General features: G+C 39.7%; 12 protein-coding genes. All 12 read left to right on the top strand.

Annotated elements, in window-relative coordinates; genetic code table 11:
- The first annotated feature begins 201 nt into the window (after positions 1-201).
- The 12 genes from ACSLGF_RS15395 to ACSLGF_RS15340 all read left to right on the top strand — a co-directional run bounded on the left by ACSLGF_RS15395 (position 202) and on the right by ACSLGF_RS15340 (position 13,739).
- Positions 202-618 (top strand): MerR family transcriptional regulator, encoded by a 417-nt coding sequence (locus tag ACSLGF_RS15395; RefSeq protein WP_456006938.1) that lies wholly within the window; start codon positions 202-204, stop codon positions 616-618.
- On the top strand, positions 615-1,541 hold the full coding sequence (locus ACSLGF_RS15390; protein ID WP_456006936.1) for an alpha/beta hydrolase fold domain-containing protein: 927 nt from the start codon (positions 615-617) through the stop codon (positions 1,539-1,541). Before ACSLGF_RS15395 ends, ACSLGF_RS15390 begins: the two co-directional genes overlap by 4 nt.
- Positions 1,542-2,216: 675 nt before the next feature.
- A complete protein-coding gene (gene iolE, locus ACSLGF_RS15385) occupies positions 2,217-3,113 on the top strand; it encodes a myo-inosose-2 dehydratase (protein ID WP_456006934.1) in 897 nt (298 codons plus the stop codon).
- A gap of 22 nt (positions 3,114-3,135) precedes the next feature.
- Positions 3,136-4,557, top strand: coding sequence for a sugar porter family MFS transporter (locus ACSLGF_RS15380; RefSeq protein WP_456006932.1), 1,422 nt, complete (start codon positions 3,136-3,138; stop codon positions 4,555-4,557).
- Between the two features lie 16 nt (positions 4,558-4,573).
- Positions 4,574-5,407, top strand: a complete 834-nt coding sequence (locus ACSLGF_RS15375) for a sugar phosphate isomerase/epimerase family protein (protein ID WP_456006930.1) — start codon at positions 4,574-4,576, stop codon at positions 5,405-5,407.
- A gap of 37 nt (positions 5,408-5,444) precedes the next feature.
- Entirely contained in the window at positions 5,445-6,302 is an 858-nt protein-coding gene (fba, locus tag ACSLGF_RS15370; protein ID WP_456006974.1) for a class II fructose-1,6-bisphosphate aldolase, read from the top strand.
- A gap of 60 nt (positions 6,303-6,362) precedes the next feature.
- Entirely contained in the window at positions 6,363-7,127 is a 765-nt protein-coding gene (locus ACSLGF_RS15365; protein ID WP_456006928.1) for a DeoR/GlpR family DNA-binding transcription regulator, read from the top strand.
- A gap of 104 nt (positions 7,128-7,231) precedes the next feature.
- Positions 7,232-9,157, top strand: a complete 1,926-nt coding sequence (gene iolD, locus ACSLGF_RS15360; protein WP_456006926.1) for a 3D-(3,5/4)-trihydroxycyclohexane-1,2-dione acylhydrolase (decyclizing) — start codon at positions 7,232-7,234, stop codon at positions 9,155-9,157.
- A gap of 31 nt (positions 9,158-9,188) precedes the next feature.
- Entirely contained in the window at positions 9,189-10,016 is an 828-nt protein-coding gene (iolB, locus tag ACSLGF_RS15355; RefSeq protein WP_456006924.1) for a 5-deoxy-glucuronate isomerase, read from the top strand.
- Between the two features lie 2 nt (positions 10,017-10,018).
- On the top strand, positions 10,019-11,023 hold the full coding sequence (gene iolC, locus ACSLGF_RS15350) for a 5-dehydro-2-deoxygluconokinase (protein WP_456006922.1): 1,005 nt from the start codon (positions 10,019-10,021) through the stop codon (positions 11,021-11,023).
- A 30-nt stretch (positions 11,024-11,053) separates the two neighbouring features.
- Positions 11,054-12,514: a CoA-acylating methylmalonate-semialdehyde dehydrogenase gene (locus tag ACSLGF_RS15345; protein WP_249705553.1), complete on the top strand. Its 1,461-nt coding sequence runs from the start codon at positions 11,054-11,056 to the stop codon at positions 12,512-12,514.
- Between the two features lie 49 nt (positions 12,515-12,563).
- On the top strand, positions 12,564-13,739 hold the full coding sequence (locus tag ACSLGF_RS15340; protein WP_456006920.1) for an MFS transporter: 1,176 nt from the start codon (positions 12,564-12,566) through the stop codon (positions 13,737-13,739).
- Positions 13,740-13,786 lie beyond the last annotated feature (47 nt).

Raw genomic sequence — 13,786 nt, 5'->3', positions numbered from 1 at the left:
AATCAGCCCCTCACTGAAGTACAAACCTATTGTACAACCTCAACCTTAACCTGTATTAATCCCAACCTTACAGCAACCTTAAAAATGGCTAAAAATCTAATGATTCTATTCTTGACCTTGAAGTATAGTTCAACCTTTATAATGGACATAGCAACAGGTGACTAACCTATTCATGAAAAATACGAACATAGGAGAATGAAGATGGAGCTGATGACAAGAGGAGAACTTTCAAAAAGAACAGGAATAAGCGCTGCTGCCATTCGGTACTATGAAGCAAACGACATTTTACCTGTCCCAATACGCCATTCTAACGGTTATCGATTATATACAGAAGATGTCCTTTTAAAAATTGAATTCATAAAAGGGGCTAAATCGTTAGGTTATTCGTTAAAGGAAATCAAAGAAATCATGGGAATGCTAAGTCATGAGGTGAATCCAGTAACGTTAAGAGAGATCGTCCATCATAAACTTGAAGAGATTGAAGAGAAAATCAAAAGCTTACGTTTCATGCAAGACCTTTTATCTAACCTATTAAAGACTTCTGACAAAGACATACATGAATATCTTGAATTATTTCGTGTGACAAAACAGGATGTTAAAGGAGCGGAAAGAAAATGAGTGTAGACATTTATCAAGGAGAACGTTCTAAAGAAAGTATTCAATTTGAAAAATGGTTATTTTCTCAAAGTAATAAAGAGAGTTTTTCTAGTATCGAAAACACCAAAATCTTTCTTGATCAAAAAAAAATCGAAAATACGCAGCCATATGTGATTGGGGATGATGTTCACTTTATTAGTGAGGTAAAGGAGCGAACATTCGAGGGCATGCAAGTCTTTACACTAAATGATCAATCGTCTCCTAAACAAAAAGTGATTTTATATGTACATGGGGGAGCATGGACAAATCAGCCTTTGAATTTACACTGGTGGTTCATGGACAAAATGGCTCAATCCCTTCATGCGAAGGTGGTGGCACCTATTTACCCTAAAGTACCTCATTATAACTACAAAGATACGTACCCGAAAATCCTAAACCTTTACAAAGAAATGCTTGAAACGGTTGAAAGCCCTAATCAATTGACGATCATGGGAGATTCAGCTGGCGGAAACATTGCTCTCGGTCTGGCGCACCTCTTAAAGATGGAACAACTCGCGCAACCGAAAGATATCATCTTACTGTCTGCATGTGTTGATATGAGTTTGAGCAATCCGCTAATCCCTGAATATGCTGAAAAAGATCCTATGCTGGCTCGTGAAGGAATGGAAGTCATTTCAAGCATATGGGCTGCTGATAAACACCCAACTGACCCATTGATCAGCCCAATTTACGGTGATTTTAAAGGGCTTGGGAAGATCACTCATTTTATTGGCACACATGAAGCTTTATATCCAGATGCGATAAAACTTGATGAAACACTAACCGAACAAGGAATTGCGATCAACACCTACGTTTATCCGGAAATGCTTCATGTGTTTGTTGTCATGCCAATCCCTGAAGCAACAGATGCCAAACAAAAAATCATTCAGATCATTAATAGCTAGGTATTGTCCTTTTAAGTCACGAAATAAAAGAAACATACTCAATTCAATATTTGATGGAAACACCTTTTCCGAATCACGAAAAAATTAAATCAGTGTACCCCGATAGAATACCGTCACACACTGGAGATTTAAGTTTTTTTCGCCAAGTTGACAAGGCTAAGAACAGATCAGTGATCTTTTTCAATGAATATTCCAAGTAAAGAAAACCTGTAAAAATTGCAGGATAATGAGACATGCATAAGTGTTCAATCGTTGTTTGCGTTTTCATGAAGAATGTTGACGCATACATTGACTTTGCCAAACGAAATCATCATCTTCATAATGAAAGGAGAATGAAGCATAAAGGGGTCATGAACTTTGAAAAGAAATGTTCAAGCTATGCTGAAAGAACTCAATAGTGCCATGCAACAATATGGAGAAGCTATCATTAAAATTAAATCCAATGTGTAGCCTTGTAATAGGTGTCTAGTCTGGTGCAGTTGCATCAGGCTTTTTTTCATTAACAATCGTTAAAACAATGAAAAAATTCTGAAAAACAATTGACTGAAAGCGCTTTTAATATTATGATTATTTCAAAGTTAACCATAAGTTAACCAAAAACATGATTACTTTTTGATAAACTTATGGTTAACTTTAATTTCCAAGTATTTAGTCATAGAGGAGGCTGACAAACGCGTGACCAACACGAACTGTATTTTATGGGGAATTGCTCCGATTGGCTGGAGAAATGATGACATTCCAACGATAGGAGCTGATAATACATTGTCTCACTTATTAAGCGATATTTGTGTCGCTGGTTTTCAAGGAACTGAAGTAGGTGGTTTTTTCCCCGAACCCAACATTTTAAATAAAGAGCTTCAATTACGTAATCTAAAAATTGCAGGCAAGTGGTTTAGTAGCTATATCATACAAGATGGACTAGAGACTACGAAAAAAAAATTTTCTGACCATTGCCGATATTTACAAGAAGTAAATGCAAGTGTAGCGGTTATATCTGAACAAACGTACTCTATTCAAAAAAAAGAAGTGAGTATTTACAAAGATCAACCCACTTTTTCGGATAAACAATGGGAGTTATTGTGCACAGGAATAAATGAGTTAGGTAAAATTGCTAACGCTTACAATCTTAAACTTGTGTACCATCATCACCTTGGCACAGGGGTTCAAACATTATCAGATATTACTCGTTTATTAGAAGGAACTGACGAAAAATATGTTCATCTTCTATATGATACTGGTCACATTTTCGTATCAGATGGCGATTATATGACCCTATTGCATACACATATTGACCGCATACATCATGTTCACTTTAAGGATGTTAGAAAAGAAATAATGGATCTTTGCAAGCAAGAAGATCAACCGTTTCTCAAATCCTTTCTAAAAGGTATTTTCACAGTTCCAGGTGACGGATGCATTGATTTTGAAGAAGTATACCGCGTTCTACTAGAAAATGGTTATAAAGGATGGATTGTGGTTGAAGCTGAACAAGATCCTTCAATTGCACATCCGCTTGAATATGCGCTGTTGGCTCGTAAGTACATTGATGAGAAATTAGTGATTCATACTTAAAATAGAACAGGAGAAAACGAGCATGAATAAACAAGTCAACCAACACCAAAATCTTAGGGCAATTATTTTAATTTCGACTTTTGGCGGACTTCTTTTCGGATATGATACTGGCGTCTTAAATGGTGCATTACCATATATGTCACAACCAGGGCAGCTAAATTTAACAGCGCTTACACAAGGATTAGTGACAAGTGCATTACTTTTTGGTGCAGCAGTTGGGGCAGTGGTATGCGGTCGGTTATCAGACCGTTATGGCAGGCGTAGAACGATTTTTTCTCTTGCAGCGATGTTCTTTTTTTCCACGATCGGTTGTACGGTTTCACCGAATGCAGAAATCATGATTATTTTCCGATTCCTACTTGGCCTGGCAGTTGGGGGAGCATCTGTTGCAGTGCCAACTTTCTTAGCAGAAATGTCACCTGCGAATCAGCGCGGAAGAATCGTTACACAAAATGAATTGATGATCGTAACAGGACAATTACTTGCGTTCGTTTTCAATGCTATCATTGGCAATCTATTAGGAGAGAACCCATTTGTATGGCGAATTATGCTACCGATTGCTGCTCTTCCAGCTATCATTTTATTCTTTGGTATGATGAGAGTCCCTGAAAGCCCAAGATGGCTTGTCACTAGAGGGAAAAGAGATGAAGCCCTTCAAGTGCTACAAAAGATTCGTTCAAAGGTAGAAGCAAATAGAGAACTTAGTGAAATTGAAAATGCTTACGAAAAAGAAAAAAACCTTGATAAAGCAACCTTTAAAGATTTCTCTATTCATTGGGTGAGAAGACTTGTGCTTATCGGAGTAGGGATTGCGATTGTCCAACAAATAACTGGTGTCAACTCTATTATGTACTATGGAACTGAGATTTTAAGAGATGCTGGGTTTGATACAAAAGCAGCATTGATTGGTAATATTGGGAATGGTATTGTTTCGGTTATCGCGACAATTGTCGGGATTGTCTTGCTAGGTAAAATTGGTCGCCGTCCGATGCTCATTACAGGTTTAATTGGTACAACAACTACATTACTTTTCATCGGAATCTTTTCAAATCTATTTGCTGGGTCAGAATTACTTCCATATATTGTGTTGTCATTAACCATTACCTTCCTTGCGTTCCAACAAGGTGCGATTTCTCCAGTGACTTGGCTCATGTTATCTGAAATCTTCCCACTCCGCCTTAGAGGGCTTGGCATGGGCGTCACAGTTTTCTGCCTTTGGATTGTTAATTTCTTAGTCGGTCTAACGTTCCCTATTCTATTATCTCAACTTGGGTTGTCTGTGACATTCTTTATCTTCGTTGGATTCGGTATCTTGTCAATGTTGTTTGTTGCTAAATTCTTGCCAGAAACGAAAGGGTTTACATTAGAAGAACTTGAAGAGAAATTCCGAAATCACGGTCATTCAAGCGTTGATGTTACTTCAAATAATAAAACAATTTCTTAATGAAAGAGGTATATAAATGAAACTTGCATTTAACCAAGCGACAACTCTCAAAAATTCTAATTTATCAAAAGATTTAGACCTTTGCGAAAAACACGGTTATGATTTTATTGAAATTCGAACAATGGATAAATTACCAGAATACCTTGAGACTGCTTCACTTGAGGATTTAAACAACTATTTTCAATCAACCACAATTAAACCACTTGCTTTAAATGCTCTCGTCTTCTTCAATAATCAATCAAAAGAAGAATACGAAATGACCATTCAAACATTTAAAGACATGCTTGAAACTGCTAAAGCAATTGGTGCACCTTACATCGTTGCCGTTCCACTTGTAACAAAAGAAAAATTTCTCAAATCAGACATTCATACAAGTTGTGTAAGCGTGTTACAAGAACTTTCTACACTTGCTGCTCCTTATGAAGTAAAAATCGCTTTAGAATTCGTAGGTCACCCTGAATGTACTGTCAACACATTGTCTCAAGCATACAAAATCATTGAAGAGGTTAATTGTGACAACGTAGGGCTTGTTCTAGACTGTTTTCATTTCCATGCAATGGGCTCACGTTTAGAGGATTTACAAAAGGTTGATATTTCAAAAGTCTTTATCGTCCATATCGATGATACTGAGGACTTCCCAATCGGCTTTTTAACAGATGAAGATCGCGTATGGCCAGGTGAAGGCGCCATCGATCTTCAAGGGATTTTCAGCATCTTAAAAGAAAAAGGATATGACGGTGTGGTATCTGTTGAGCTATTCAGACCAGATTATTACAACCTTGATGCAGAAGTAGTCATTAAAAAAGCCAAACAAACGACAAACGACGTACTTGCAAAAATGGGGGTCTAATTGCCATTAAGGAGTGTTCAAAATGACTGTAACTGATGTGAAATTAGTTTCAATGAAAGAGATGTTAAAAGAAGCGAAACAAGCAAAATATGCTATTGGACAGTTTAATATCAATGGGTTGCAATGGGCGAAAGCAATTCTACATGCTGCAGAAGAAGAGAACTCTCCTGTCATTGTTGCAGCTTCTGATCGACTTGTTGATTACCTAGGTGGCTTTCATACAATTGTTGGAATGGTAGAAGGACTGATGAAGGATTTAACGATTACAGTTCCAGTTGCTTTGCATCTAGATCACGGGATGAGTGTAGCTAGGTGCCAATCAGCCATTGAAGCAGGTTTCAGCTCTGTCATGATTGATGGTTCATCCTTTTCTTTAAAAGAAAACATCAGTATGACAAACGAAGTTGTCAGCTATGCTGTGAAAAGAGATGTATCAGTAGAAGCAGAAGTTGGCTCAGTCGGTGGTATGGAAGACGGGATGATCGGCAACATTGTATACGCTGATCCAGTTGACTGTCATCGCCTTGTGCAAGAAGCAAATGTAGACGCACTTGCGGCAGCACTTGGTTCAGTACATGGCCCATACCAAGGTGAACCAAAGTTTGGATTTGAAGAAATGAAAGAAATTTCTGAACGCACAGATATCCCATTAGTACTCCACGGGGGTTCTGGGATTCCGGTCGAACAAATTCAGCGAGCGATTTCATTAGGGCATGCGAAAATTAATGTCAATACAGAATGTCTACTAGCTTGGAATCAAGCTATACGCTCTAAATTAAAAGACGATGCTGACATGTACGATCCACAAACAATCCTAACACCAGGTACAGAGGCTATTAAAAATGTGGTCAAAATGAAAATGAGGGAATTCGGATCTAGCCAGCGCATCAAGTAAAAAACCCATCCCATCACATGAAGCCGTCCTCCATAAGCCATGATGAAAAGGAAGATCACGATGTTAAAAATGAAAAGAATTCAACAAATCAAAGAATATATCTTGAAAAATCAGTCTGTATCTTTAGACGACCTTGTCGAGACATTTGACGTTTCCAAAAATACCATTCGGCGTGATGTTCAAAAATTAGTGAACGACGGGCATATTCAAAAGGTCTACGGAGGAGTTGCTGCAAATCATGCGAAGCTTGAAGCCTTTCAAGACAGACAAATTAGAAATCAAGCGCAAAAACGTCTGATTGCAAGAGAGGCAGCAAGCTTGGTGAAGGATGGAGATGTGATCTTTATTGATTCTGGTACAACAACACTAGAGCTCATCCATTTCATTCACAACAAACAGGTAACAGTTGTGACAAATAACGTGGATTTCATCGTTCAAGCAATACCTTATAAACAGCTGCAAGTAATTTCGACAGGGGGACAATTAGAACGAAAGACGAAATCCTTTTCCAACTATTCTATAGCTGAGGAGTTTAATCTCTATAATTTTGATAAAGTATTCATGGCCTCTACAGGTGTCTCCATCTCTAATGGGGTCACCAACTCATCACCTGTTGAAACGAGCATGAAGGAACTGGTCGTAAAAAAAGGAAGAGATGTTTTTTTACTTGTCGATCATACGAAGTTCGACAAATATGCAATGGTTACCTACTGTGGTTTGGATGAGATAGACTATTTAATCACTGATGATCCATTAGATACACAGTATGTCAACTTTATGGAAGAAAACCATATTCAATTGATTGTCGCGACAGATAAAGAATAAGAATTGACATTATGATTGACACGCTTGAAACAAGCGAAGCTGTTTGAGTAAGAGAAACCCTCTTGAGAACAGACATAAATTTATACGATAAGGTAGGGAGTACGATGGAAACAATTCGATTGACAATGAGTCAGGCATTGGTCAAGTTCTTAAATGCCCAATATGTTGAGTTCGACGGAAAGAGAGAACCATTTATTAAAGGAATCTTCACCATTTTTGGTCATGGAAACGTTGTGGGAATTGGTCAAGCTCTTCAAGAAAACCCAGGAAGACTCGAAGTCTATCAAGGAAGAAATGAACAGGGAATGGCTCATGCGGCAATGGCTTTCGCAAAACAAAAACACCGAAAACAAATTATCGCTTGTTCTTCATCAGTTGGCCCAGGCTCAGCCAATATGGTGACAGCGGCAGCAACAGCAACGGCAAACCAAATTCCACTTCTTCTTTTGCCAAGTGACGTCTTTGCTACTCGTCAGCCAGATCCAGTGTTACAACAAATGGAGCAAACTTATGATCTGAGCTTATCTACAAATGATACGTTTCGAGCCGTCAGCAAATATTGGGATCGCATTACACGTCCAGAACAGCTGATGAGTGCAATGGTTAGCGCCATGCGCGTATTAACAAATCAAATGGATACAGGTGCTGTCACCATCTCTTTACCTCAAGATGTACAAGGCGAGGCATGGAATTATCCTGTTTCATTCTTTAAAGAACGTACGCATTACTTAGATCGGCAGGCGCCTTCTACCAGAAGCATCGAAGAAGCGGCTGAGCTGATCAAAACGAAGAAAAAACCACTCTTAATTCTTGGCGGAGGCGTTCGCTATTCAGAGGCTGCTGACGAATTCAAACAATTTGCAGAAACGTTCAATATTCCATTTAGTGAAACACAAGCCGGCAAGAGCGGAATTGAAAGCACGCATCCATTAAACGTTGGCGGACTTGGTGTGACAGGAAACAGTTCAGCAAACGAAATTTCACATGATGCTGATCTGATCATCGGTGTAGGCACTCGTTTCACTGACTTTACGACATCATCCAAACGCTTTTACGCAGAGAGAGATGTACTGACAATCAATCTATCAGACTTCCATGCTTCTAAACTAGAAGCGACAAAAATCATCGCTGATGCGAAACTAGGACTTCGTGCATTAAGAAAAGCGCTAGACGGCTATCAATCTGGTTATACGAACGAGATTAAAGAAGCAAAAGCAAAGTGGGAGCAAGAACTTGAAAGACTCCGCAACATCGAATACTCAGGCGCTGACTTTGAGCCAGAGATCAAAGGGCATTTCAAAGAAGAAATGGAAGAATACAAAAAAGAATTAAACACAACGCTCCCGCAAACAACTGTTCTTGGTTGCATTAACGAATGGATTCCAAAAGATAGCATCATCACTTGCGCAGCAGGGAGTTTACCTGGTGACTTGCAACGTATGTGGGTCGCAAAAGAGAGAAATACGTACCACTTAGAGTATGGCTATTCTTGTATGGGATACGAAGTAGCATCTGCATTCGGTGCAAAAATGGCTGCACCTGACCAAGAAGTATATGCGATGACTGGAGACGGGAGCTACTTAATGCTACACAGTGAGCTTGTCACTAGTATTCAAGAAGGTTATAAAATCAACATTATGCTTTTTGATAACTCAGGGTTTGGCTGTATCAACAACCTTCAAATGGATAACGGAATCTCTAGCTTTGCAACAGAATTCCGTATGAGAAATAAAAAGACAGGTCAGCTTGATGGCGAGATCATGAAAATCAATTTTGCTCAATCAGCTGCAGCTTACGGTGCAAAAACGTATGAAGTGTATACACTTGAGGAGCTAAAAGCAGCGATTGAAGATGCAAAACGTCAAACGGTCAGCACATTGATTGATATTAAAGTGCTGCCAAAAACGATGACAGACGGTTACGGTGGTTCTTGGTGGCATGTTGGAATTGCAGCTGTATCAGAGCAAGAATCTATACAAAAGGCATTTGAAGCAAAAGAAAAACAACTAAATAAAGCAAGAAGATATTAAAAAGGATAAAAAGACGAAAGGTGTGATCATCATGACTGATTTAATTGTTCCAGCACAACAACGTGATAACGAGGGGAAGGTACTGAGCATCACGCCTGAATCAGCAGGTTGGGAGTACATTGGATTTGATGTATATACACTCTCAAAAGGTGAAACGCTCCACCGCAAAACAGGAGATCGAGAGGTTTGTCTTGTCATCCTTTCAGGTAAACTCCATCTTTCCACAACTAATGAAAAATGGGAGAACATCGGAGAGCGTATGAATATCTTCGAAAAAATCCCACCATACTCAGTCTATGTACCAAATGACGATATATTTCATATTGAAGCAACAACAGAGGTTGAAATCGCGATCTGCTCTGCCCCAGGAAAAGGCACATACAAAGCGCGACTAATTGCTCCTGAACATGTAGGGGTGGAACATAGAGGCGCAGACAACATCGCTAGACAAGTTCATAACATTTTACCAGAGCAAGAGCCTGCTGATCATTTGCTTGTTGTCGAGGTATTTACACCAGAAGGAAACTGGTCTAGTTATCCCCCGCATAAACATGATCAAGGCAATTTACCGCATGAATCCTATTTAGAGGAAACGTATTATCATAAGGTAAATCCAGATCACGGTTTTGCACTTCAACGAGTGTATACAGATGACCTTTCGTTAGATGAAACGATGGCAGTGAAAGATAGCAATGCTGTTTTAGTACCAAAAGGGTATCACCCAGTATCAGCGCCTCCAGGTTATGACATTTACTATTTGAATGTGATGGCAGGTCCAGTTCGGACATGGAAGTTCCATAACAGCAAAGAACATGAGTGGATTATGGAACACAAATTAGCTGCGAGCAAGGAGAAGTGACAATGTCCTATTTAACTTTTGAACAAGATAGAAAACTAGACGTCATTGCGATCGGTAGATTATGTATTGATTTAAATGCAAATGAAATCAATCGACCAATGGAAGAGACAATGACATTCACAAAATATGTCGGCGGTTCTCCTGCGAATATTTCTATCGGTCTTGCAAAACTTGGCATGAAGACAGGTTTTATTGGGAAAGTGGCCAATGACCAAATGGGGCGTTTTGCCACACACTATTTGCAAAGTAACAACATTGATACAGAAGGAATTGTCATCGACCGAACAGGTGCGGTGACAGGCCTTGCATTCACCGAAATTAAAAGCCCTGAAGAATGCAGCATTTTAATGTATCGAGACAATGTCGCTGATCTTAAACTTGAAATCAGTGAAGTGTCTGAAGACTACATGAAACAAGCGAAAGCCATTCTTATCTCAGGAACAGCGCTAGCAAAAAGTCCTTCAAGGGAAGCGGTCTTCGTTGCACTAGAATACGCAAGAAAGCATCAAGTGACCGTCATTTTTGATGTCGATTACCGTCCATATACTTGGCAGTCCGAAGAGGAAACATCGATTTATTATAACCTTGCTGCTGAAAAATCAGATTTGATCATCGGGACAAGGGAAGAGTTTGACATGATGGAAAAATTGACAGTTGACGGCCCATCAAACGATGAATTCACAGCAAATAAATGGTTTTCATATCATGCGAAAATTGTCATCATTAAACATGGTGGAGAAGGATCAATCGCCTATACAAAAGATGGTCTTTCCCATCGAGGGGGCATTTTTAAAACGAAAGTACTGAAAACATTTGGTGCTGGCGATTCATATGCCTCTGCCCTCATTTATTCACTGATGAATGGGATGACAATTCAAGAAGCGATGCGCTTTGGAAGTGCTTCCGCATCAATTGTTATTTCAAAACATAGTTCATCTGATGCGATGCCATCTGTAGACGAAATCAAAGAATTTATGGCAGCAGCAGAAGAAGTAGTTTCTGAATAAATCACAACAGTAGTAGAGGAGAGAAAAAACATGGCAAAAACGTCCGTAAAAACAGTGAAAAACTATATTGGTGGCGAATGGGTCGAAGCTTCAACAACGCAAACAGAGACGGTTTTCAATCCTGCAACTGGTGAAGTGATTGCAGAAGTACCTTTATCAACAAAAGAAGACGTAGATCGTGCTGTCCAAGCAGCAAAAGAAGCATTCAATACTTGGTCAAAAACAGCTGTTCCAAGACGTGCACGTATTCTTTTCAAATACCAGCAATTACTTGTGGAAAAATGGGAAGAATTAGCTGAACTTGTTACGCTCGAAAACGGAAAGAGCTTGACAGAAGCTAGAGGAGAAGTACAGCGCGGCATCGAGTGTGTAGAATTCGCTGCTGGTGCACCAACCCTCATGATGGGGAAACAACTACCTGACATCGCAACAGGACTTGAGTCTGGTATGTATCGCTACCCCATCGGCGTCATTGGCGGGATTACACCGTTTAACTTCCCTATGATGGTTCCTTGCTGGATGTTCCCACTCGCCATTGCTTGTGGAAACACATTTATCTTAAAACCATCTGAAAGAACACCAATTCTAGCAGAAAGATTAGCTGAGCTATTTGAAGAAGCTGGCCTTCCAAAAGGCGTTCTTAACATTGTGAACGGTGCGCATGATGTGGTAAATGGATTGCTTGAGCACAAAAACGTCAAAGCAATTTCATTCGTTGGCTCTCAGCCGGTGGCAGAGTATGTGTACAAAAAGGGAACAGAACACGGCAAACGCGTTCAAGCGTTAGCTGGAGCGAAAAACCATTCTATCGTCTTAAAGGATGCTGATTTAGATGGGGCAACAAAACAAATCATCGGTGCTGCGTTCGGATCAGCAGGTGAGAGATGTATGGCAGCTGCTGTTGTGGCAGTAGAAGAAGAGATTGCGGATGAATTCATTGGAAAATTAGTGACTGAATCAAATCAAATTGTCATTGGTAATGGCATTGAGAAAAATGTGTTCCTGGGACCTGTCATCCGTGAAGGTCATAAAGAGCGAACGCTACAATACATTCAATCAGGAGTAGACGAAGGCGCAAGCCTCATTCGTGATGGAAGAAAAGACAGTGAGACAGAAGGCGAAGGCTACTTCGTTGGACCAACGATTTTTGATCACGTTACAGAAGAAATGAAAATTTGGCAAGACGAAATCTTCGCACCTGTTCTTTCTATTGTACGTGTGACATCGCTTGGCGAAGCGATTGACATTGCCAACCGTTCAAGATTTGCAAACGGTGCTTGCCTTTACACTGACAGTGCATCAAGTGTCCGTGAATTCCGTGAAAACATTGAAGCAGGTATGCTAGGTGTGAACGTCGGTGTCCCAGCTCCAATGGCATTCTTCCCATTCTCTGGTTGGAAAGATTCATTCTACGGTGATCTTCACGCCAACGGGACAGACGGAGTAGAATTCTATACTAGAAAGAAAATGGTTACAGCTCGATATATGTAAACGAGCGAACAGGCGGCTGTGATTCTTCTGATTACAGCCTGCTAAATAAATGGATGTGGTCAACACGAAAGACAAAGTCCTATTTTCTATCATTTCATTTTTCTTTTGGTTTACACAGTTTCTCTATGTCCCCGTTTTATCACCTTATTTAAAAACACTTGGTGGACAGTATGCCTTTATAGGCATCGTGTTAAGTAGTTACGGGCTGATGCAGCTTTTTTGCAGGCTGCCTGTGGGGATCTTTTCGGACTTCTTAAACATGAGAAAACCGTTTATTGTCTTTGGCATGATGACAGTCACTTGTAGCAGTCTTTTATTTGCCTTAACGGACGCCTTAATGTGGGGACTTATTGCCAGGTGTCTTGCTGGCTTAGCGGCAGCAACATGGGTTGCCTTCACGATAATGTATGCGAATTATTTCAAAGAAAATGAATCACATAAGGCAATGAATTACATTTCATTTATCGTTGTGCTCGCGCAGTTGTTAGGTACGAGCTTTAGTGGTTATATCGTCGACATCTTTGGATGGAAAGCGCCGTTTTGGATTGGATCCTTCAACGGCTTGATTGGACTTGTTTTATCACTCTTTACTCTCGAACAAAAAACAGAAAACAAGACCCAATTGAAAATGAAGCAACTCATTCAAGTTGTGAAAGAACCAGTGTTACTAAAGATTTCACTATTGTCTATTTTAGCACACAGTATGATTTTTACGACGATGTTTGGATTTACATCAACGTATGCGCTCACCATCGGCATGAAACAAAGTGAACTGTTTTACGTTGTCTGTTCTTTTATGATTCCGCACACCTTAGCACCTTTATTACTTACGAGACTGCTTAAGGAGGCGAATAAAAGAAACATCTTAATCGGTTCATTTACGGCTGCCTCATTTTCGATCTTTATGATTCCTTTTATTCAACAAAAGATCATCTTTTATATCAACCAAGGAGTAGGTGGACTTGCATTAGGTTTTATTTTTCCAATCCTTCTAGGAATGGCCATTGAATCGGTGTCACAAAGTTTTAGAGCGACTGCCATGGGTGCGTATCAAGCTTTATATGCACTTGGTATTTTCGGTGGTCCGTTTATTGCAGGCATGGTCAATAATGTATTTGGCATCGCATTTGGATTTTATTTTGAGGCCATCTTAGGGGTATGTGCAGTCGGCCTTATTATGACAAGGACTTTTGAAAAGAAATATCCATTTATACAAAAATCATGATACACACACGATCAAGCGCTACACATAAAGCGCTCTCATTCAAGGGG

It is taken from the genome of Bacillus sp. A015 (genome assembly GCF_053851875.1).
This window is presented reverse-complemented; position numbering and strand designations above follow the sequence as displayed.

Excerpts from the sequence above, each read along its gene's own strand:
- ACSLGF_RS15395 (WP_456006938.1), top strand. The coding sequence starts at position 202 with ATGGAGCTGATGACAAGAGGAGAACTTTCAAAAAGAACAGGAATAAGC.
- ACSLGF_RS15390 (WP_456006936.1), top strand. The coding sequence starts at position 615 with ATGAGTGTAGACATTTATCAAGGAGAACGTTCTAAAGAAAGTATTCAA.
- ACSLGF_RS15380 (WP_456006932.1), top strand. The coding sequence starts at position 3,136 with ATGAATAAACAAGTCAACCAACACCAAAATCTTAGGGCAATTATTTTA.
- ACSLGF_RS15375 (WP_456006930.1), top strand. The coding sequence starts at position 4,574 with ATGAAACTTGCATTTAACCAAGCGACAACTCTCAAAAATTCTAATTTA.
- ACSLGF_RS15365 (WP_456006928.1), top strand. The coding sequence starts at position 6,363 with ATGTTAAAAATGAAAAGAATTCAACAAATCAAAGAATATATCTTGAAA.
- iolD (WP_456006926.1), top strand. The coding sequence starts at position 7,232 with ATGGAAACAATTCGATTGACAATGAGTCAGGCATTGGTCAAGTTCTTA.
- iolB (WP_456006924.1), top strand. The coding sequence starts at position 9,189 with ATGACTGATTTAATTGTTCCAGCACAACAACGTGATAACGAGGGGAAG.
- iolC (WP_456006922.1), top strand. The coding sequence starts at position 10,019 with ATGTCCTATTTAACTTTTGAACAAGATAGAAAACTAGACGTCATTGCG.
- ACSLGF_RS15345 (WP_249705553.1), top strand. The coding sequence starts at position 11,054 with ATGGCAAAAACGTCCGTAAAAACAGTGAAAAACTATATTGGTGGCGAA.
- ACSLGF_RS15340 (WP_456006920.1), top strand. The coding sequence starts at position 12,564 with ATGGATGTGGTCAACACGAAAGACAAAGTCCTATTTTCTATCATTTCA.